Consider the following 21,089-nt stretch of genomic DNA (forward strand, 5'->3'; position numbering starts at 1 on the left):
TCGGCGGCATCATCAAGCACGCCAAGGCGCTGAACGCGTTCACCAACCCGTCCACCAACTCCTACAAGCGTCTGATCCCGGGCTTCGAAGCTCCGGTTCTGCTGGCTTACTCTGCCCGCAACCGTTCCGCTTCCTGCCGTATCCCGTATGCGACGAGCCCGAAGGCAAAGCGCGTTGAGGTTCGCTTCCCGGATCCGACAGCCAACCCGTATCTGGCGTTCTCCGCCATGCTGATGGCTGGTCTGGACGGCATCAAGAACAAGATCCACCCGGGCGACGCCATGGACAAGGATCTGTATGACCTGCCGCCGGAAGAGCTGAAGCAGATCCCGACAGTTGCTGGCTCTCTGCGTGAAGCTCTCCAGTCTCTGGAAGCTGATTACGAGTTCCTGCTGGCTGGCGGCGTCTTCACGAAAGACCAGATCGAGAGCTACATCGAGCTGAAGTGGAAAGACGTGTATCGCTTCGAGCATACACCTCACCCGGTTGAGTTCGAGATGTACTATTCGGTCTGATCTTTTCAGACAGAGTGGGACTTTCAAGGAACGCGGCCTTAACAGGCCGCGTTTTTTGTTGGGGTCAAGCGTTCTGCGCTTTCGGGACGAGCGCATCAATCCGATTAACGGACATGGAGCCTGTTTGCTCCGAGCGTTGAGCGCAGATCATCGTCAGCGTTCAAGCAACACCAGTTTTTTAGAAAAAACGTCCATCTGATTTCATTCGAAACCAGAGATCAGGCAGTACGACTTGGCCGTTGCAGATGACGTGCTGGACAGGCTTAGACTCTAACCAACAATCAGAACATTCAAATCCGTCTGTGCAAACAGAGCAACAGGACATCATTTTTGCAAAAGCTCAACTGCTTCCAGAATAGTTTTCAAAGACCGGGAATGCTTTCAGGGCTTTGCCCCGAACCCCACAAAGGAACACAGTCCCTTTGATCCCAATTTGTTAAATAAAGGGAGACAAAAGCAGCACCCTATCTCGCCTCATATTTGTAAAACACGTCAGCGTCTTACAAAAAAGCTATAGCAACATTTCTACAATCGAGCTTCTGAACTCTGTAGAAATGTTCCGAAAGCTTACCCCACTATCCGTAAGTTTCAGTTCCGGTCAGAGCCCGTTGCATATCCACTACCGCGCGGATCGACCCACCCGAAACAGTGATTGCTGCCACCCGGCAGACCATTGCGGCATGAAATCGCATTAGCACGACCGTTAGCCGTGGCAGCCTTGATGTCTCCCGCCAATGCGCCAGACAGCGCAGCGCCGGCAGCGTCAGCAGCATCAGCCTGTCCGGATGCCGTCGCCGTAGCGAGAAACACACCGTCCTGATGAGCAATACCAGCCGACAGGATCGGGCGCGGGCGATGGGCGGCTGACGCACCCAGCACAATACCTGTTGAACCTGCGACACGCCCGTTACCGAACAGATTGTTCATCGAAACGGCACAAGCGACAGCCTCGCCCTTCCTGTCCACAACAGCAAAGGACGTCGAGGCAGGCAGGTTTGGCAGGCTGCTTCCTCCCGGCATTTTTCCGGAATCAAGCAGGGCCTGAGCATGTGCAGTCAAAGTCGCAACAGAAGCGCGTCCTTCTGTTGCACGCCAGCCTGCAACAGCCCGCGCGCCGGTATTTCCAGCAGTCTGGCCGTTTTCAGCCGCTTTCCATGCAGCGGCCATACCGTAGCCACCGTCCGCAGGAGGCGGCACAAAGGATACTTTCACATTGCCGACGGTTGCGGTCAGAGGTGTCGTTTCGATGGGAACCGCCCCACGCAGCCCAACCATGGTCAGACCTGCACCGGTTGTTTCATTCGACGCTACCAGAACCTGAGCTAGAGCACCGGTATAAAGATCACCGGAACCGGCTGACCGTATCCGCTCAAGCGTGCCAGTCAGATAACGCTGACTGAAGATATCGCCCGCCTTCAGCACTGTGCCATCAGAGCGTCCAAAAATACGACGTGCGCTCTCGTCAGCCAGAAGCGGTGCCTGCACCACGGTCAGATCCGCAGCCAACTGCGAACCGACCTCGATACCGTTTCGGGCCAGCGTGATGGCTGGCTGTGTCGTCTCGGCAAAATCCACACTACCGTAACGCAGCTGCATCAGGAAAAGACCGCGTGCGAGCATGGGGATCGAGGCAGGCCTGTCGACCCGCCCCTTGCTCCCTGACACAGGGTCAGCAGGCGCATCGCCTGTCGGCATGAACAGAAAAGCCCGTCCGGCTCCGCGATCCTCGGGACGCCAAGCCACACAGGCGCCACCGGAGCCAAGAGAGGCACGCGAGGGCAGTGTCACCGACAACGCCAGACCCAGCGCGGCGGCGGCATCGGCGGCGTTCCCTCCCCGCTGCAGAACGGTCATCGCAGCCAGCGCGGCATGCGGCTCGTCAGCGACGACATTGCCCACGTAACCCGACAGCATCTTCGATCCGGTGCCATACAAGGAGAGAACAGGATGCTCGTCGGACTCGCTCTGGGACGGGGTTCCGAATATCCACGAACAGCCGGACATCATGCCGGTCATGGCCAGCAGAAGACCGATCCGCCGGACAACCGCGACCTTCCGGCCAGCGCCCTTCGCAACAGGCGTCTCGCCGCACGAAACAGAACGAAAGCTTACGGGACGTTCACGCACGCGAGAGACACTCCATTATTGCAGTTGGCCATCATGACTGTTGATCTGTCCGACACCTTCCGGGGCCGGACATGGCCTTGTGACTTGGTTAGCTTTCTTCCCGCAATGCGGCAACGGGGCAGCCTGAGGTTTTCCCCACTCCGGGGCAAAGTCATACGCCCGAAACAAAGCCTTATTGCTCACTTCGACACGAAAGACGCCGTCACCCCGTGCTCACGGTTATAGGCAACCTGTGTGTGGTTGAGCTGAAACCCGACCTCAAAACGATAGCCGTTTTCTATTGTGGTGGGCTTGATCGGCAGATCGACGGTGACAAGCCGCGTATCGACGGCAACAGCATCCTGTCCGGCCGGGAATGTAACTTTCTGCTCGAAAATGTGTTTTCCGACGATCTTGTCATTATGCACCACGGCGACAAACCAGGGCAGAGTGATCGTCTCTCCGGGAGCCGCCGGTCCCTTACGGACCACCATATGCACACCGACCCGCGTTCTCAGATTCTTGCGTCCGCTCGACATGCAGTCGCCACTCAAACTGCTGAGACTCGCATGAGTCACCAGATGATCGAATGAAGGCCCCTTGGCGGAGTAGTTGTAATAATCCGCCACTTCCGAGGGAATATGCATCTCCGGGCAACTCGGGGCGAAGACATTGTCATCGCTCTCGGTGCAACCGGTCAGCGCCAGAGGCATCATCAGCGCAGCAAGTCCCGTGACGCCCCATTTCATGAACCCCACGCGAATCGATAGATGATCACGCACCGCGAACGAACGGAAAGAATGCAGAAACACAAGCGGAGACCGGGCCATGCGACAATCCAGACTGACAAGTTACACGACCTGATGCCACATTTCCCCTCACATGGAGGCGTCATGCAGTGGGCACAGATCACTGGGCGAGTATCGACCAGAAATGCGTTCACGAAAACCGGTCCGGCCTGAAATCGTACACAAAAAAATAAACAGTCACATGAGATATGGGGCAAACGCCCGGTTTTGTGTCATAAGAGAAGAATAGCTCTTTATCACGATACGGCTTGCGCGATCCGCCCGTCTTGCGTAGGGCGAGGCAAAACCGATCCTGTGGCCAGCCGACGCTTCTGCCGGTTGCCCCGTAATGTCGCCCGCCGAATGTTTGGGGAACACCATGCCCGACCAGTCCACTCTCTCCCAGAAGCCTGCCGAAACGCAGGACCAGACACGCGCCCTGAAGGTGCTCTTGGCTGGCCCGCGCGGCTTCTGCGCCGGCGTCGACCGCGCCATCCGCGTGGTGGAAGAAGCCATCCGCGCTTACGGCGCTCCGGTCTATGTACGTCACGAAATCGTCCATAACCGGACCGTGGTGGAGGAACTGGAGGAAAAAGGCGCGATCTTTGTGGAGGAACTCGACGAGGTTCCCGCCGATGGTCATGTCGTCTTTTCCGCTCACGGCGTTCCCAAGACCGTTCCGGCTGAAGCCGTCCGCCGTAACCTGCTTTACCTTGATGCGACCTGCCCGCTGGTGTCCAAGGTTCACCGCGAGGCCGAGCGTCATTACGCCAATGGCGGACCGGACAGCCGCCACATCCTGATGATCGGTCACGCCGGTCATCCGGAAGTGATCGGCACGATGGGTCAGCTGCCGCCGGGAGCGGTGACGCTCATCAACGACGCAGAAGAAGCCCGGACGGTGCAGCCCGCCGACCCGACGCGTCTGGCGTTCATCACGCAGACCACCCTTTCGGTCGACGACACGGCTGAGATCGTGGACATTCTCCGCGACCGTTTCCCGCTTATTGAGGGCCCGAAGCGCGAGGACATCTGCTACGCGACGACCAACCGTCAGGAAGCCGTGAAGGCCATCGCTCCTGAGTGCGATCTGGTCATCGTCATCGGTTCACCCAATTCTTCCAATTCGCAGCGCTTGCGCGAAGTGGCGGAGCGTTCCGGCACCAAGCGCGCCCTGCTTGTTCCCAAGCTGGCTGCCCTCGACTGGTCCGTGCTGGAAGGCGTGAAGACGCTGGGCATCACGGCAGGCGCATCCGCACCGGAAGCGCTGGTGCAGGAAATGGTCAACGAGCTTGCAAAGCGTTACACGCTACAGATCGACGAGCGCACCGTGAAGGAAGAAAACGTCACATTCCGCCTTCCCGCCCCGCTCGGCTAACGCAAAGAGACTCATGGCCGTCTACACAGAAATCACCGACGAGGAGCTTTCCGCTTTTCTCGTCGGTTACGACATCGGGCATCTGACTGCCTTTCGCGGCATCGCGGAAGGGGTCGAAAACAGCAATTTCCTTCTGCGCACCGAAAAAGACGGTCAGGAATCTGACTACATTCTTACGCTTTACGAAAAGCGTGTGAATCCGGACGATCTGCCGTGGTTTCTGGGCTTCATGCGTCATCTGGCGACCAAAGGCGTGTCCTGTCCCCTGCCCGTCTGTGGCCGGGACGGTGAAGCACTCCGCACACTCGCAGGCCGTCCGGCGGCGATCACGACATTCCTCTCCGGTGTCTGGCCGCGCCATATTCACAGCGAACATTGTCATCCACTTGGCGAAGCTCTTGCGCGTCTGCATGTCGCCGGAAACAGCTACCCGCCCGTGCGCGCCAACAGCCTCGGTCCCGATGCGTGGCGACCACTTTTGCAGGATGCCGCTCGTTCAGACCGACAGACCGAGACGACGAAACAGCTTCTCGAAGAACTTGATCTCGCTTTGAACCGGATTCTTCCGGCATGGCCCGCAACTGGTAGTCAGGCCGATCTGCCTCATGGACAGATTCATGCCGATCTGTTTCCCGACAACGTGTTCTTTCTTGACCACAAGGTTTCCGGCCTGATCGACTTCTATTTCGCCTGCACGGATTTCCTCGCCTACGACGTCGCTATCTGCCTGAACGCCTGGTGCTTCAGCGAAGATGGCGGATTCAACGAGACCTTCGCCCGGCAGCTGATCAGCGGCTATGAAAGCGTGCGTCCTCTCACTGCTGCCGAACGGGATGCCCTACCGGTGCTTTGCGCGGGTGCCGCGATACGTTTTGCCCTGACCCGTCTGTATGACTGGATCAACACACCGCCGGATGCGATGGTCACACGCAAGGACCCGATGGATTACATCCACCGTCTCCGGTTTCATCTCGCTGCGGGCAATAGCGGGGTCTACGGTGTCTGAAACACAGGATGCTCCGGAAACCGTTCAGGATGACGATGCTGTCGTCATGATCTGGACAGATGGTGGATGTCGCCCCAATCCCGGTCCCGGCGGCTGGGGCGTGTTGCTCCGCTACAAGGGGCATGAGCGGGAATTGTCTGGTGGTGAGCCGGAAACCACCAACAACCGCATGGAACTGACAGCCGCCGCCGAGGCTCTGGAAGCCATGAAACGCCCATGCAAGATCGCACTGCATACCGACAGCGAGTATGTCCGCAATGGCATCACGCGCTGGCATACAGGGTGGGTGCGTCGCAACTGGCGCAACGCCTCCGGTGATCCGGTCAAGAACATGGATCTGTGGCGACGACTGCTCGACGCAGCCAAACCGCATGATATTTCCTGGCATTGGGTCAAGGGGCATTCCGGTGTGCCGGAAAACGAGCGCGTGGACGAACTGGCGACGGAAGCCCGTATCGCGATTGAAAAAGACTGACCAACTTAGGTGACGGCCAGTAAAACGGCTGTTCCCGGAAGTGCAGAACCCGGACTTGCCGTATGCGGTCCGAAGTGACAGTCTGCCTTTTTTGTTTTTTAGCGAGTTTTCACATGTCGATCCGCTTCCATACTTCATCTGCCCTTCTTCTTCTGGCTGGCCTGTCTCTGGCACCTGCTGCGATGGCCGCAGATGCACCTGAGAAGCCCTGTGAAAGCGATCTCTGCCGTTCGGTGCGTCAGTCCTGGTCCTCAGTGAAACACGGCACCACCGATGCGGCGCAGTGGACCAAGAAAGAAACCGTGAAGGGCTGGGACGCCACCAAGAACGGCGCAACAAAGGCTGCCAAATGGACAGGCAAGACGGGTGAAAAAGGCTGGAACGCCACCAAGAACGGCACCCAGGAAGCCGCTCATGACACGGCGAACTGGACGAAGAAGACCGCGCACGACATCGCGCAGTAATAGCTCGCAGCCCTTACAGGCTTGTAAGAGTTTCTGAAAAGGCGCCGATCGAAAGACTATCTTTCGATCGGCGCCTTTAATTCATTCTGCTAATTGATGATCTTCATCTGGATTGAAGCAGAGCGTTCGACGACATTGATCGCGACTTCATCACCAGCCCGCACAATCCTCACAGTCAGCCACTCCCCTCCTACTGCAAGATTGAACAGCTTGAGGGAATGAATGGCTTCCGGCAAAACCGGACGAACGAATTCAACCGCCACATTATCCGGGTCATAACGCAATCCCATGACCGCTTGCACGAGCGCCGGGAGAGTGGCCGCCGCCCAAGCCTGAGGCGAGCAGGCCACAGGATAGCGAACCGGCCCCTCCGCCTGACTACGGGTAAATCCGCAGAATAGTTCAGGCAAGCGACGAAGATCGGTGTGAAGCGCCGCATCGCTTAATCCGCTGAAGATAAGTGCCGCCTCTTTTCTAAGGCCATGCTTCACAAACCCCATGGCGATCAGCGCATTGTCATGCGGCCAGACAGAACCATTATGATAGGCCATGGGATTATACCGGGCCTCTCCCTCAGGGATGGTTCTGATGCCCCAACCCGAGAACGATTTCCGATTCATCAGGTTCTGCACAACCTTATCCAGCCGCTCACCCGGCACCATATCGGTCAGCAACACATGTCCTGCGTTTGAAGACCGCACGACGCACTGCTTCTTTTTCCCATCAAGGGCGATGACGTATGTGCCGATGTCATCGTTCCAGAACTTCAGATTGAACGAGACTCTCAGAGCGTCCGCTCTCGTATCCTGATGGGCCGCATAGGCAGTCTGTCCCAGCCTGCGCCCGATCACCGCCGCAGCACGTCTCGCTGCATAAACATAAGCCTGCACTTCACATAGTGCGATCGGTCCTTCGGCCAGAGTGCCGTCGGCATGAAAGATACTGTCGTGGCTATCTTTCCATCCCTGATTGGCCAGTCCGTCCTTGTTTTTACGACCATATTCCACAAAGCCGTCACCATCACGGTCACCAAATCGCTCTATCCAGTCGATGGCCCGCGTAATATGCGGCCAGAGATGGCTGAGCGTTCCGACATCTCCCGTTCGGTCGAGATAGGCACCGGCCAGCATGACAAACAGCGGTGTGGAATCAATCGAACCATAGTAGCGCCTGAATGGCACTTCCCTGAGCTCAGCCATTTCACCCAGACGCACCTCATGCAGAATCTTGCCCGGTTCAGCATCCGCCAGCGGGTCTTCATGATCCGCCTGATTGACGGCGAGATACTGGAGCACGCCCTTCGCAATCAGAGGATCGAGCCACAAGGTCTGTAGCGCCGTGATCAGTGCGTCCCGACCGAAAACCGTGCTGTACCAAGGAATACCAGCGTAAGGATAAGGCCCGGTCTTTTTCTCCGTCAACAGCATGTAGATGTCGCAGATGGACCGCCGGATCGCCTCATTGAATGCTTCGTTCGACGTGGCAATGGCGGATGCACGGGAAGATGAATTTCTCAGCGCCCGTCTGGCCGCAACGGCAGCAAACAGAAAGGCGCGCGGAGGCGGTTCAGTGCTCTGCTGCCTTTCCGAAGGATCACACTGAACCTCCAGATGGATTAGCACCTTTTCTCCAGGCTTGATGGAAAACCCGAATGTCGCCCGATCTGTCGATAATGTTTTCGGTTTAGGACAGAACCGCAAACGTGTCGTCCGCGTGCGGTCATCCAGCCCTTTATAGGAGAGCGTGACCGTATCGTCTTCTATGACGGGCTCTAGGGTCTCGCCCCGTCTGGGACGCTTCATGCCTCGCGCTTCGAAAAGATCCGCGAAATCGGCAAAGAACCGCATATCACAGACGATTTCATGAGGGCTTATATCGAAATTGCGTATTTCGATCCGCTCGTAACACGCACCGTTCCACAGAAAGCGCGAACGCAGCACGTGAAGCAGATCATGCGCAAGACGCGAGCCATTACGCAGTGACAGATTCTCATTCGTCAAATTCACTGACATCATAATGTTGTTTTCGCGAACAACAGATGACAGAAGGATTGGTCTCTGATCTTCCAGCCGGAATGTCAGGCCGGATAGATAGCGCGTGTCACGGTAGTACAGGCCGTCGGCAATATCCTGCCCCCAGAGGATATCTCCTGTCTGATCAAAAACGCCGAAAAGATCACCATTTTTCAGGCAATGTAGCCGTCGGCTCGACAGGATCGCGCTGGCCATCGAGCTCAGATCATCAGAGAGAAGTCCGGTATCGACCTGTTCGTCCACAGAAGTATCAGTATGATCGGCAGAACCAGTAGGCTGGGCATCCATGAAAACACACTCCATTCTGTGTCTGGCAGGACAGCAGCAAAGGAAAAATGTATCAGCTCTTGCAGAAGGGCCGCTTTTCCGCCTTCTGATGCCTAACGCAGGATGGACGTGATGGTCGCCTCAAAGAAAGAAAAACTTCCTTACGGATGAGTTATCTTTGCTGGCTCGGTCAGAATCTTGGTGGCAGGATCATGGCCTGCCGCACCATATGCACGGGGTTCGCCCGATAGGATGCCAGTGAACGCCCCCCACCTTCTCCGCCAAGGAAAGCAGGACGGGAGGCTGGAGCTGCATAGCCTCCGGCCGGCCCTGCGGAAGAGACGGGGGCTGTCGCATTGCCGCCGCCGCCCATGGACGCCATGGTGGCTGCGGCTCCCCGGGCAGTGACATAGGGCGTAGTCGGTTGCGTGGACGGAGCCAGAGGTGCCGTGTGGTGGGGTGTCATCGCGACTGGGGACGCAGAATGCGACGAACCGGCACCGGATGGCATCGCCCAGGATTCCAGCACTTTCCACTGATAGGCGGACCCGATATTGGGCGTGAAGGAATGATAGGCCGCAGCAGCTCTGGGCCAGCTTCCCGTTCGACTGAAAAGATCGGTCAGAAAACGTGCCGCAAACATGGCATTTGTGGATGGATCGAACGCTGCCTCCAGTGAAGGGAAAGCATCCGCATGCTGCTGGAGATTCACCTGCATGCAGCCAACATCAATCGAGCGGATGCCCTGCGCCTGAAAAGCGCGGACTGCCTCTATCGCCTGACGCTTGTTGTCATAGACATAGCCCTTGCCCTGCGCATTGACCGTCCATGGCCAAGGAACAATCTCGCCATTGATATGACGGCCACTCTCGACACGCGCCATGGCGACAAGAAACTGGTCCGGAATGCGGGTGCTGCGTTCCGCCATCAGAATGGCGTTTGTGCACAGACGAGCATCTCCGGGGGCAATGTTTCCAGTAGTTTGCAACGACGGCTGGATGCCCATCGCCAACGCCGTCTGTCCCGGTGTGGGTGCACCAGTAACTGCCCCACTTCCACCAGATGCGGCAAATGGTGATGGTGTGCGTGCTGCCGACCAGAATGACTGGACATTGGCGCCACCCTGCTCAAGAGGCGGATGTGCAGCCCATGACATGGCCGGAAGCGGGGTCTCAGCCCATGCGTCCGAAACTGGAACTGACACACACCCGATGGCAAGAAAAAGAAAACGCCGCATCCCAGCAGAATGCAGCGTTTTCCCTAACCAACCGTTAGCAGAGGCTTATGCTGCTTTCAGAGCCTTCTGAAGGCGTGTGTCGATCGCATCGAGGAACGGCTGCGTATCGAGCCATTTCGTGCCTTTGCCGACCAGCAGCGCCAGATCTTTGGTCATCTCACCCGCTTCGACTGCCTCGACACAGACGCGCTCAAGCGTCTCCGCGAACGCCACCACATCCGGTGTGTCATCAAAACGGCCGCGATAGGCAAGACCACGCGTCCACGCATAGATCGACGCAATCGGGTTTGTGCTCGTTGGACGACCCTTCTGGTGCTCACGGTAGTGACGTGTCACCGTGCCGTGCGCCGCTTCCGACTCAACGACGGTGCCGGTCGGATCGAGCAGAACGGACGTCATCAGACCGAGACTGCCGAAGCCCTGCGCCACGATGTCGCTTTCCACATCGCCGTCATAGTTTTTGCAGGCCCAGACATAACCGCCTTCCCACTTCAGGGCAGAGGCCACCATGTCGTCGATCAGACGGTGCTCGTATGTGATACCCAGCTTTTCGAAATCAGCCTTGAATTCCTTGTCGTAGATCTCCTGAAACACGTCCTTGAACATGCCGTCATAGGCCTTGAGGATCGTGTTCTTGGTCGAGAGATAGACCGGGAACTTGCGGTCACGGCCATAGCTCAGCGATGCCCGGGCAAAGCCTTCGATTGAAGCGCGGGTATTGTGCATGCCCAGCGCCACACCCGGTCCCTTGAAGTCATGCACTTCAAGTTCAAGCGGTTCTCCACCATCCGCAGGCACATAGTTTAGCGTCACCTTGCCGGGACCGGGGATCTTGGTCTCAGCAGCGCGGTAGATATCACCATACGCATGACGGCCAATGACGATCGGCTTGCTCCAGTGCGGCACCAGACGCGGCACATTCGAGCAGATGATCGGCTCACGGAAGATGGTGCCGTCAAGAATGTTGCGGATTGTGCCGTTCGGAGAACGCCACATCTTCTTGAGACCAAACTCTTCGACACGCGCTTCATCGGGCGTGATGGTGGCGCATTTGACGCCGACACGATATTTCTTGATGGCCTCGGCAGCCTCAACCGTGACCTTGTCATCCGTCTTGTCGCGATTTTCGATCCCAAGATCGTAATATTTCAGGTCAATGTCGAGATAAGGCAGAATCAGACGCTCCTTGATGAAGTGCCAGATGATGCGGGTCATCTCGTCGCCATCGAGTTCAACGACCGGATTCTTGACCTTTATTTTCGCCATAGGACGTGGATTTCCTTCGATAATCGTCATATTTCATGCCATTTTCCGGCACTGAACATGATTTTTGCCTAACACGACCACCGATGACGCCCAACGGTCGAAGAGTGCATTTTCACTCACATTTGCGATAGGCGTCATACAGGTGGCGTATGAACAGGACTTTTTGGTGTCACGCTCGTGTGAGGCATGGTGAAGGATAAGGCCGCATCTTCAGAACCAGACCGTGCGGCTCAGAAAAACGCCCGTGTATTGCCGCCCGCAACGGCCTGCTGCACGCACATATAGCGTCCGTTCGGGGTCGCGCCGTACCAGAAGCTGCCCGGCATGTGATAGACATGCGTCTGCTGGTTCACCCACACCTTTACACATGACTGGTTGTTACTGGCCTGCGCAACAGTCCGGGACACATCGCTCTGGCTTGATACGTGCTGAATGGTAACGCGGGGCCGGTCGGAGCGTGTGGTCTGACTGTCAGCAAAAGCTGCACCCGTCATGCAGGTCATGACACATAGAGCGGCGAGATAACGCTTCATAACATCTCTCCGGATTTGATTGAGGATTGAGTAAATCCTGTAAAATTCCGAGAGATATGGCCAGTAACGGCCCCGTTATGTGGAATAATAAATTTGTGTGCTCACATCTTCATTATCATCATCACAAGCACGTCAGATAATTCTACATCTTCTCCAGACGAGAGAAACACAACAGATGCATGATTACTACACGTGCATTCATTACCATTAAAGAAGAATAAGAAACTGGATGGGCGTATTGCCGATGATGCCATAAGCAAACAAAAATCCCTGATGAAAGACCCGACTTCTTCTTAGAATAATTTCAAAATATAATTATAATATAAGAATATTTTCAAAACGGGCGAGGTCTTCTTTACAAAAAGAAGCCTCCTCCTGTAATACACAGCGAAAGCAGTTCTTACGCTTTCACCCGCTTGAAATGACCGAATGTCGCTGTTTTACGGGTGCCTTCAGGCCGTTTCAGTTCACCGCGCTCTACTTTCTCAACGAGATAACGGTAAGTCTGAAGCGCCTGCGCCCACATATGATCACCGATCATCATCGCCTCGTAAGACGCCCCTTCCTTGTCGAACGCGGCAAGCGGCTTGATCTCGGTGTGATAATCGCACGCATAGAAAAGCGGAAAGGAGTAACGCTCTTCACTGACTTTGCGAACGCGGTGCGCTGTGGCAACAAATTCACCCGCCGTCATCACTTCCAGCATGTCACCGATATTGACGACGAAAGCGCCGGGAATGGGCGGTGCATCGATCCAGTCGCCGTTGCCGTTCATGACTTCCAGACCGGGTGCGTCAGCAAGAAGGATGGTGAAGCACTCATAATCCGTATGCGCGCCGATACCCGGAGCGTCCTGAGCGTCTCCATCATAGGGATAATGGATCATGCGCAATTTGGACGGTGGGAAATTGGCCTTATCGTCAAACGCATCTTCCGGCAGGCCAAGCGCCAGCGCGAAACCGCGAAACAGGGTCCGACCGAGATCAAACACCGCACGGTAATAGGCTTCTGCACGTTCGCGAAAATGCGGGATCGTCGGCCAGTTGTTTGGACCCAGCAGCGGCGTTCCAGCCTTGACCAAAGGATTGTCCGCCGGCACCTCGTAACCGATGTCGAAGGCTTCCTTGTGGTCAGGACGATCGCCGCCATACATCTCCTCGCCTTCCGGGACGAAGCCCTTATGCGTGGCGGAGGTGCCGATATAATATTTCATCTTCTCGTCGAAGGGTTCGGAGAAGAAATCCTTTGCCGCCGCCCGGACACCGGCAATCAGGTCGTCACTGACCTTATGGCCTTCGATATAGAGAAACCCGACCTTGCGGGCGGCGTCGCCAAGCTCGCTGGCGACCGCTTCACGATCCGCCAGATTGTCGGAATACAGTCCGGCGATGTTGACGCACGGAATGGATGTGAATGTTTCTGTGGCCGTCATGATTTATCAGTCTCAGCTTGTCCAGAGGGCGAACCGACGCATCTGCTCAGCGCCGATCCAGCGATTGAGGTCCCAGAGATCCGCCACGGGGGCGTTGGTAAAGGGCAATGTATGAAGATACCCATCCGGCCCGAATTCGGGCGTCATGGTGGTCATGGTGTAGCCACGCCTCTTCTGTGAGTCCCAGACAGACTGCCAGAATTTCTGATGGAACGAGAGCGCAGCGGCATATTCGGGGGCGCCGGGATGCGTGACCTGCGGTCCCTGATCATAACCGACACGGGCCTGAAGATGATGGACCCGTTCGATAAAAGGTGTGAAGTCATCGCATGGATCGTCAAGCAACCGTTCACACACGACAACCCAGTGACTAATGTCGGCAGTGAAGACCGCATCAGGACACTGACGCAGCACTTCAAGCGTCATCCATGGCGAGGACAGGATGCGCGCACGATGCGTTTCAAAAGAGCAGGTAAATCCCGCTTCTTTTCCCAGTTCATGAGCCTTGTTGATGAACTCGGCCTGCTGGCTGGCGCACCAGCGGTCATTGCCACCTAGCACATTGATAAAGCGTGGTGCCATGATGGCCGCTCTATCAAGGCATCCCCGAAAGTCATCGAGATGATCTGAAACTGTTGCAGACTGTCGTGGGATAACACCGCCGCCGGTCATGGCGATGGCGATGTAAGGCACTCCCTCCCCTTGCAGGACAGCAGCCTTTTCCGCAGCTTCCACGGCGGTCTGGGGGATGCGCGCCTCCAGACCGACAAACCCGGCCTCTCGCGTTTCCGGGATGATGTCATCCCAGTCCCGCATATCGCCCCAGAGTGTTCTGAACAGTTCCAGTTTCATAAAGCAGGCTTCAGAAGTTGTAACGCAGGTCACAGCCGACCCAGCGTGGTGTCTGGAGATACTGCACGCGGCTGTTGTCGCTTCCCGTGTAGGAGTAGGTGTTGCCGTGTTTGTTCAGCATGTTGTCGACATAGACAGCAGCCGTCCATTTTCCGGTCTTCGGGCCGACCTCAAGCCGCATGCCCATCGAACTGATCTTGCTGGTCTGACCATTCGGATCACCAAGAGCGACAAGCATGTTGTCTTTCCAGGTGTAGTTAACCTGAACAGTCGCACGATAATTATGGATCAGGTCAATACCGTACCGGGCGTAGGCGCTCCACGAGAAGCGGGGCGCAAACGGCAGGGCCGAATGTGCATCCACGTTCGAGAGAAGCGGCAGACCTCCGATATTGGTGACTGAAGAAATCGAGCGTCCGTCAAGATAGGCAAACGAACCGTTCAGATCGAGGTTCGGAACCAAGTTATGGAGTGTGCCACTCAGTTCACCACCACGCGTTCTTGCCCGGGGGATCGGGCCAAGGCTGAGCGATGTGATATTGCCCGGCATCTCAGCAACGAACAGCGTCTGACGGTTGTGATATTCGTAGTCGAATAGAGAACCTTCCAGAATGAACTTGTCATGGAACAGGCTGGTCTTGGCGCCCACTTCATAGGCGATCAGGTTCTCGGGACGAACGTAATCCAGCGCACTAGGAGAGCTGACCGGTCCAGCGAAGTAGGAGCCCGCCTTGTAGCCGTTTGAGATCGTACCATAGACGAACGTGCCCGGTACGATCGTATACCGCAGGCCAACTTTTCCAGTCCAGCGCTCATAGGTGTGATTGCTGTTCAGGTAGCTGAGCGAAGAGCCGGGGACACCCGTCAGGAGACCGCCATCATCATGGGTGCCGCCGTGGAAACCACGCTCGTCATAGGACAAACGGCCTCCAGCGATAAAGTCCAGACCTTTGACGATATTGGTGACGGTGTTGACATAAAGGCCCGTCGACAGATTCTGCTGCACGAAATGATCTGTCAGATTTCCGTCAGGACCACCCAGCAGGAAGGAACGATAGCTGGTGTAAGCACCGTTGATCTTGTCGTATGATTCATACACACCGACGGTCAGATGCAGACGATTGGCGATCGTCGTGCGCAGATGCATGTCATGCTACTGGACGATATAGGTATCGTTCCAGTGGTAATCGCCAACATTCACGGATTCACCATCGTAGTTGTCATAATTGCTACGACGATAGAAATCGATGCCGGTGGCTGACGTGAACGTGCCCCAGTCGAACCGGCGTGTGAAGTTGAGCCCGACGCCGCCGCCATTCTCATCACGGGAAGCACGGTTTGACCCGACATTCACCGCATTGTTCTTGGCGTTCGGACCAACACCATAAGTGCCGACAGGCACATTGTTCATCTGGTCTACGTTGGTGTCCTGTGGCGACATTGGTGTACCACGGTCACGGGTATAGTGAATGTTCAGCAGGAGGGATGAGCGGTCATCAAGATCAAAGCGGGTCTGGTTACGCAGACCGAGGATATCCTGCGCCCCGTACAGCTTGTGGGTATTGACGTCATGCTGCCAGCCATCACCCTTGATATAGCTGAAAGAAAAACGGTTGAAGATATGATCCGTAATGGGAACGTTGATCGCACCCTTGCCGGTATTGGTGTTGTAGCTGCTGTAGCCCCAGTTAAGAAAACCACCGAACTTGCTTGATGGCTTTACAGATTCCACATTGATGGAACCACCTGTCGTGCTGCGGCCATATTCGAAACCCTGCGGTCCTTTTTCGACACTGACAGTCTGAACGTCATACATCTGACCGTTATAGAGAACGGGATAAGGCGCAAAAACACCGTCCTGATAGATCCCGATGCCGCCCATATTGGTGCCAATATAATCATCGAGACCGATACCACGGATCGAGAAGATCGGCGTGCTGCCGGAAACGGCGTTCACGGCCGTCACACCGGGCACGAACGCTGCAATTTCCTTCGGGCTGACAATATGAAACTGCTCAAGCTGACGACCGCTCAGCGTATTCACGGTATTGGCCATCTGATGGAAACGGCGCGTACGGGAACTGGTGACGGTGATGGCTTCCGGATCAGCTTTCGCTGCAACCCGCGTTCTTGGAGCTTTTTTGGCGGGCTGTGCGGAATGGGCTGCTGCCCGGTGCGCAGGATCCTTGCCCTGACCAGTCGCAGCGACTGCCGTAGCGATTGGACTGGCTGCACAGAGCAGGGAAGCGGTGAAAAGGGCGTGGCGAGGGGGACGGGAACGGAACACAACTCTCATCGGATGCCCTTGGCTATCTGCTTACTTGTTTCGATTAAACAACAATAACCGATACGGTTTCGTTAAGAAGCTCCAAAAGCTCACTTTAGTGTCACAAATTCTTTCTGAAATACGACAGGTCCTGTTTCACAACATGCTTCTGGAAACAGAAACCCGGATGACAGTGTATCCGGGTTGTAAAAATCAGTTCCGATAGTCGGGCTGTTCGCGGTCGAGCTTGCGCTTTAGCGCTGCCCAGGGAAGACCGCCCTGATCCTCATCTTTTTCAAACTGTTCCCGCGCACGCAGGACGTAGCTTTCAGGAGGTAGAGCGGGCGGCACACCGGTCGATTGCACGGCAACCTGAATGCGACAGGCCTGCTCAAGATACCAAGTTCGGTAAAATGTCTGCGCCACCGTCGAACCAACCGTCAGCAATCCGTGGTTCTGCAGAATCAGGCCGATATTGTCACCAAGATCGCGGACGAGCCGTTCGCGTTCGCTGAGATTGTCGTCAGCAGCGATTCCTTCATAACCGTGGAAACCGACACGACCGTAGAATTCCATGCTCATCTGATTGACCGGCAGAATACCCGTGGTCTGGGCAGCGATCGTCATGCCCGCAAGCGTGTGCGTGTGCATGACGCAGGCCGCATCCGGCCGGGCGCGATGAACGGCGGAATGAATGACGAATCCGGCCGGATTAACGGGCCAGCTTGTCGCCTGTTTCGGATGTCCTTCCGCATCGACCACAACCAGAGAACTGGCCGTGATTTCCTCAAACAGAAGCCCGTAAGGATTGACGAGAAAACGGTGATCCTCGCCCGGCAGACGCACAGAAAGGTGCGTGTAGACAAGATCCGTCATGTCGAACATCGCCAGCAGACGATAGGCTGCGGCCAGATCTTCACGGAGTGTCTGTTCGTCCTGCGCTGACGACGCAGTAGGAGATGTCTGCATGTTTCCTTATCCTTACTCACACAGCAATGATTGTCTGACGCAGCTCAGTATCCGCGTTCCGGACGATACAGGAGCGGCGGCGTCCGTCCTTCTTCCAGTTCCGCAATGGCATGCGCCACATAGGCTGCCTGTGCGTCACGCGAAGCTTCTGACGCCATGTGCGGCGTCAGAGTGATACGCGGATGATCCCACAACGGCGACCCGGCAGGCAGAGGCTCTGTCGCCACGACATCCAGCACGGCACCATCCAGCTGTCCTGACGATAGCGCCGCCAGAAGATCTTCTTCCACCACATGATCCCCGCGCCCCACATTGATGAAACCCGTGCCCGGCTTCAGGCGTGAGAGGAAATCCGCGTCAATGATGTGTCGTGTCTGCGGCGTACTGGGCAAAAGATTGACCAGAATATCGACGGTCGGGAGAAACTCGGACAGTCCTTCCTCGCCGAAAAACAGTGGGATCTGCTTTTCTTCACGGGGACTGCGGCACCAGGCGGAAACAATAAAACCTGCTGCGGCAAGACGACGCGCAACTGCCGCACCGAGATTGCCAAATCCGAGGATTCCAATCCGCGTTTCCGCACTATTGCGAAACACAGGGAGGCGATGCCAGACATGCTGTTCCTGCTGACGGGTCCAGCTTTTCGCATCCCGCAAAAGCCCGATTGCCGCCCACATCACATAATCCGCCATGAGAACGGCAGTCTGATCGCCACCCATGCGCACCAGCGGCACATCCGCCGGGAAATCAGGTCGATTGACCAGATGATTGACCCCCGCCCCTGTGCTCAGGATGGCCCGCATGGAGGCCATGCGCATCATTTCGCCCGCAGGCGGCTCCCAAACGAGAACATAACTGGCGTCGGCTGGATCAAATGTCGGGTCAAACCAGGAAATGGTGGGGAGGTCCGGGGCAACACGGGCGAAAGCATCCCGCCAGCTTTCCCAGGCGTCTGGTCCATCCGCGCTGACAGCGAGTCTTGTCATCCCTTTCTCCCGTAGCGTGTCGCTCATTCTGATATCGCAACATACAGCAGAACGACCATGATCTGCATTTTCATACAGCGCAATATGACTTTGTCATTCTCTTAAGTGGCGACCTGAACCACCGTGTTGATCAGGCTTATGCCGTGCATTCGGTTTAGCAATCGCAAAAGTAAAGTCTTTCGAAAGCAGTTGACGCCACCTCCCGGATTTTGTTTAACTTTCGGAACGACATGAGATGCAACCGACAATGGAGACCGCTCTGAGCCGCATGCCGTCCAGTTTCCCCAACCGCACCACCGGCTTTCAGGGCCGGATCGCAGAAGTCGATCTGCGACTTCTGCGGGTCTTCGCCGCCGTTGCGGAGCATGGTGGGTTCGCTGCGGCGGAAGTGGCGCTCGGCAAAAGCAAATCTGCGGTCAGCATCGACATTTCTTCGCTTGAAAAAAGACTGAACACGACCCTCTGTCATCGTGGTCGCAGCGGGTTCGCCCTGACTCCTTCGGGGGAAAGCGTTCTGGATGCCACCAGAAAACTTTTTGATGACATTGACAGTTTTCAGAAGCGTCTCAACGAGGCGAGCGGTATCCTTTCCGGACGATTCCGGCTCTATCTCCCCGATACAATCCAGATCCACGGTGAGACAGTCCTCGTCAGGGCCATAGAGCGATTTACCGTTCATTATCCCGACATTTACATGGACGTACGCTCGGCCACACCGCGCGAAGTAGAATTCGCCGTAATCAACGGGTCGGCGACGATGGGCATTACGCTCTATCCGCATCAGCGACCGGAAATGCAGACAACCCCGTTGTTTCAGGAAACCGCGTCCCTTTATTGCGGGCAGCGGCATCCTTTCTTCTCCATGACCGATGAGGAAATCACGCGGGCCCATCTGACGGCAGCCCGCATGATCGAGGTTTCGGACGCCACGACCTCCCCGCGCTGGGATGAACTACGCAGCGAGATGAACTTTTCCGCCGCTGCAGACAACATCGACTCCCGCACTCTTCTGATTCTTTCTGGCGTTTACATCGGTTTTCTTCCCGATCTGTTCGCTGAACCGATGGTAGAGGAAGGCCGTCTGCGCCGGATTGGGTTTGACGGTCTCGCCCTGACCAACAGCTTTTATCTTCTCGCCCGCCCTTCGCAGGACAGCGAGCCGATGACTGCCGCCTTCCGCTCCGTTCTCAATGAGGTCAGCCGGTGAAAATCCGCTCTTTCATACACCGGTCAGCATTACGTCTGATCGCCACGACAGGTCTGTTTGTGGCGATGTGCGGGCTTGCTCCAGCAGGATATGCCCAGGATACGAACGTCCCATCTTTTGCAGCAGCAGGTCACTTTACTGTCTGCACAGATCCCACGCTTCCTCCAATGACCTTCGTGAATGGGCAGGATACGCGCGATGTTGCGGGATTTGACATTGATCTTGCTCGCGAACTCGGTCGCATATGGCATGTCGAACCGACCATTCTGACAATGGACTTTGAGGGCATGCTACCCGGCCTGTCGTCCCACCGATGCGACATGGTGGTCAGCGGCATCATGAAGCAGGCAGGCCGCGAAAAAAATTACGATGCTGTGGCCTATCTGGACTCATCCATTGTGGTCATTGCCCGCTCCGGCACCCCACGCATCACGTCACTGGACGATCTTTCCGGACTGAACGTCGCTGTGCAGTCCGGCACCAGCTACGCAACTCTTGTGGAAAAGACCAACCAGAAGCTGATACAATCGGGACGTAAGCCAATCGGCCTTCAACAGTATCCGGCCGAGGATCAGGTCGTACAGCAGGTCCTCCTTGGCCGTGCGCATGCGCTGATCACTCAGGATGTCGAAGTTTATTACCGCCAGAAACAGCTGGGCGGAAAAGTCACGATCATTCTGAAACCTGATAATCCCGACTTTCGGGAGTTCGGTGCCTATATCAGTAAAGATCCTCACAACAAGGAAGTCCTGTCACAAACAGTCGCAACGCTGAAACAACAGGGCGTTCTGGAAAATCTGAGCCGGAAATGGAACATTTCCAACGCACAGGAACAGGCTTTTACCGAGAAAGCGGCCCCTTCCGCATTCAATCTTGAAGTCTTTTTCTCCGCCCTGACATCCATGGCTTTTGTAAAAGGCGCGGCTCTGACTCTGATTGTTGCAGTGCTGTCCCACCTGACCGCCATCGCCATCTCCATTCCTGTGGCGTTGAAACTCAATGGTCCCCGCTCACCATTACAGATGCTGCTTTCGGCCTATGTCGCAGTCTTTCGTGGAGCGCCGACACTTTTGCAGCTCCTGTTCATCTGGAACGCCTTGCCCCAGTTCTTCCCGATCTTTCGTGAAAGCTGGTTCACACCGTTTCTGGCAACATGGCTGTCCCTATCGATCAATGAATCCGCCTATCAGGTGGAGATCAATCGCGCCGCCTTGCGCGCAGTTGATCAGGGACAGTTGGTCGCAGCCGACGCGCTGGGCATGAAACGTTCACAGATCTATCGCTATGTCATCTTCCCGCAGGCGCTCCG

General features: G+C 56.1%; 16 protein-coding genes and 2 pseudogenes. 7 read left to right on the forward strand and 11 right to left on the reverse strand.

All coding sequences use genetic code 11. The annotated features are described in order from the left end of the window. A pseudogene (glnA, locus tag B3759_RS02510) lies at window positions 1-515 on the forward strand (glutamine synthetase); the annotation flags it as partial. A 588-nt stretch (window positions 516-1,103) separates the two neighbouring features. Here glnA and B3759_RS02515 read toward each other — a convergent pair. Both B3759_RS02515 and B3759_RS02520 read right to left on the reverse strand, forming a co-directional pair. Then, window positions 1,104-2,642: a gamma-glutamyltransferase gene (locus tag B3759_RS02515; RefSeq protein ID WP_291363325.1), complete on the reverse strand. Its 1,539-nt coding sequence runs from the start codon at window positions 2,640-2,642 to the stop codon at window positions 1,104-1,106. Between the two features lie 179 nt (window positions 2,643-2,821). Then, entirely contained in the window at window positions 2,822-3,451 is a 630-nt protein-coding gene (locus B3759_RS02520) for a hypothetical protein (protein WP_291363327.1), read from the reverse strand. A gap of 337 nt (window positions 3,452-3,788) precedes the next feature. Between B3759_RS02520 and ispH the strand changes: the two genes are divergently transcribed. The 4 genes from ispH to B3759_RS02540 all read left to right on the forward strand — a co-directional run bounded on the left by ispH (window position 3,789) and on the right by B3759_RS02540 (window position 6,732). Next, window positions 3,789-4,787, forward strand: a complete 999-nt coding sequence (gene ispH / locus B3759_RS02525; RefSeq protein ID WP_291363329.1) for a 4-hydroxy-3-methylbut-2-enyl diphosphate reductase — start codon at window positions 3,789-3,791, stop codon at window positions 4,785-4,787. A 13-nt stretch (window positions 4,788-4,800) separates the two neighbouring features. After that, on the forward strand, window positions 4,801-5,793 hold the full coding sequence (locus B3759_RS02530; protein ID WP_291363331.1) for a homoserine kinase: 993 nt from the start codon (window positions 4,801-4,803) through the stop codon (window positions 5,791-5,793). A 46-nt stretch (window positions 5,794-5,839) separates the two neighbouring features. Then, window positions 5,840-6,268, forward strand: a complete 429-nt coding sequence (gene rnhA / locus B3759_RS02535; protein ID WP_291363378.1) for a ribonuclease HI — start codon at window positions 5,840-5,842, stop codon at window positions 6,266-6,268. Between the two features lie 113 nt (window positions 6,269-6,381). Next, the gene (locus tag B3759_RS02540) at window positions 6,382-6,732 is read left to right on the forward strand and encodes a hypothetical protein (RefSeq protein ID WP_291363333.1); all 351 of its coding nucleotides are present in this window, start codon (window positions 6,382-6,384) and stop codon (window positions 6,730-6,732) included. 89 nt (window positions 6,733-6,821) lie between these two features. Here B3759_RS02540 and B3759_RS02545 read toward each other — a convergent pair whose 3' ends face one another. From B3759_RS02545 to B3759_RS02585, 9 genes and pseudogenes are all read right to left on the reverse strand, one after another. Further along, entirely contained in the window at window positions 6,822-9,053 is a 2,232-nt protein-coding gene (locus B3759_RS02545; RefSeq protein ID WP_291363335.1) for an amylo-alpha-1,6-glucosidase, read from the reverse strand. Window positions 9,054-9,222: 169 nt separating this feature from the next. Continuing rightward, entirely contained in the window at window positions 9,223-10,269 is a 1,047-nt protein-coding gene (locus B3759_RS02550; RefSeq protein ID WP_291363337.1) for a transglycosylase SLT domain-containing protein, read from the reverse strand. Window positions 10,270-10,314: 45 nt separating this feature from the next. Further along, window positions 10,315-11,535: an NADP-dependent isocitrate dehydrogenase gene (locus B3759_RS02555; RefSeq protein WP_291363380.1), complete on the reverse strand. Its 1,221-nt coding sequence runs from the start codon at window positions 11,533-11,535 to the stop codon at window positions 10,315-10,317. 230 nt (window positions 11,536-11,765) lie between these two features. Further along, window positions 11,766-12,068, reverse strand: coding sequence for a hypothetical protein (locus B3759_RS02560; RefSeq protein WP_291363339.1), 303 nt, complete (start codon window positions 12,066-12,068; stop codon window positions 11,766-11,768). 400 nt (window positions 12,069-12,468) lie between these two features. Continuing rightward, window positions 12,469-13,500, reverse strand: coding sequence for an isopenicillin N synthase family dioxygenase (locus tag B3759_RS02565; protein WP_291363341.1), 1,032 nt, complete (start codon window positions 13,498-13,500; stop codon window positions 12,469-12,471). Window positions 13,501-13,512: 12 nt separating this feature from the next. Then, a complete protein-coding gene (locus tag B3759_RS02570; protein WP_291363343.1) occupies window positions 13,513-14,352 on the reverse strand; it encodes a sugar phosphate isomerase/epimerase family protein in 840 nt (279 codons plus the stop codon). A 10-nt stretch (window positions 14,353-14,362) separates the two neighbouring features. Then, a pseudogene (locus B3759_RS02575) lies at window positions 14,363-16,648 on the reverse strand (TonB-dependent receptor). Between the two features lie 183 nt (window positions 16,649-16,831). Further along, window positions 16,832-17,587 carry a class II aldolase/adducin family protein gene (locus tag B3759_RS02580; RefSeq protein ID WP_291363345.1) on the reverse strand — a complete coding sequence of 252 codons (756 nt, stop codon included), beginning with the start codon at window positions 17,585-17,587 and terminating at the stop codon, window positions 16,832-16,834. A 44-nt stretch (window positions 17,588-17,631) separates the two neighbouring features. Continuing rightward, complete coding sequence (locus B3759_RS02585; RefSeq protein WP_291363346.1) at window positions 17,632-18,573, reverse strand: 2-hydroxyacid dehydrogenase; 942 nt, start codon at window positions 18,571-18,573, stop codon at window positions 17,632-17,634. 247 nt (window positions 18,574-18,820) lie between these two features. Between B3759_RS02585 and B3759_RS02590 the strand changes: the two genes are divergently transcribed. Together B3759_RS02590 and B3759_RS02595 are read left to right on the forward strand one after the other, a co-directional pair. Further along, window positions 18,821-19,780 (forward strand): LysR family transcriptional regulator, encoded by a 960-nt coding sequence (locus B3759_RS02590; RefSeq protein WP_291363348.1) that lies wholly within the window; start codon window positions 18,821-18,823, stop codon window positions 19,778-19,780. Further along, window positions 19,777-21,089, forward strand: a 1,313-nt coding sequence (locus B3759_RS02595) for an ABC transporter permease subunit (RefSeq protein WP_291363350.1), incomplete at its 3' end; no start/stop codon positions are given. The genes B3759_RS02590 and B3759_RS02595, both read left to right, overlap by 4 nt.

Origin of the sequence: Acetobacter sp. UBA5411 (genome assembly GCF_002409645.1) — a bacterium.
In the GTDB taxonomy this organism is placed as follows: domain Bacteria; phylum Pseudomonadota; class Alphaproteobacteria; order Acetobacterales; family Acetobacteraceae; genus Acetobacter.

Bases quoted from the DNA above. Each gene is read 5' to 3' on its own strand.
- B3759_RS02590 (WP_291363348.1), top strand. From the start codon at position 18,821: ATGGAGACCGCTCTGAGCCGCATGCCGTCCAGTTTCCCCAACCGCACC.
- B3759_RS02540 (WP_291363333.1), top strand. From the start codon at position 6,382: ATGTCGATCCGCTTCCATACTTCATCTGCCCTTCTTCTTCTGGCTGGC.
- B3759_RS02560 (WP_291363339.1), bottom strand. From the start codon at position 12,068: ATGAAGCGTTATCTCGCCGCTCTATGTGTCATGACCTGCATGACGGGT.
- B3759_RS02550 (WP_291363337.1), bottom strand. From the start codon at position 10,269: ATGCGGCGTTTTCTTTTTCTTGCCATCGGGTGTGTGTCAGTTCCAGTT.
- B3759_RS02580 (WP_291363345.1), bottom strand. From the start codon at position 17,587: ATGCAGACATCTCCTACTGCGTCGTCAGCGCAGGACGAACAGACACTC.
- B3759_RS02530 (WP_291363331.1), top strand. From the start codon at position 4,801: ATGGCCGTCTACACAGAAATCACCGACGAGGAGCTTTCCGCTTTTCTC.
- B3759_RS02565 (WP_291363341.1), bottom strand. From the start codon at position 13,500: ATGACGGCCACAGAAACATTCACATCCATTCCGTGCGTCAACATCGCC.
- B3759_RS02545 (WP_291363335.1), bottom strand. From the start codon at position 9,053: ATGGATGCCCAGCCTACTGGTTCTGCCGATCATACTGATACTTCTGTG.
- ispH (WP_291363329.1), top strand. From the start codon at position 3,789: ATGCCCGACCAGTCCACTCTCTCCCAGAAGCCTGCCGAAACGCAGGAC.
- rnhA (WP_291363378.1), top strand. From the start codon at position 5,840: ATGATCTGGACAGATGGTGGATGTCGCCCCAATCCCGGTCCCGGCGGC.
- B3759_RS02585 (WP_291363346.1), bottom strand. From the start codon at position 18,573: ATGACAAGACTCGCTGTCAGCGCGGATGGACCAGACGCCTGGGAAAGC.
- B3759_RS02570 (WP_291363343.1), bottom strand. From the start codon at position 14,352: ATGAAACTGGAACTGTTCAGAACACTCTGGGGCGATATGCGGGACTGG.
- B3759_RS02555 (WP_291363380.1), bottom strand. From the start codon at position 11,535: ATGGCGAAAATAAAGGTCAAGAATCCGGTCGTTGAACTCGATGGCGAC.
- B3759_RS02520 (WP_291363327.1), bottom strand. From the start codon at position 3,451: ATGGCCCGGTCTCCGCTTGTGTTTCTGCATTCTTTCCGTTCGTTCGCG.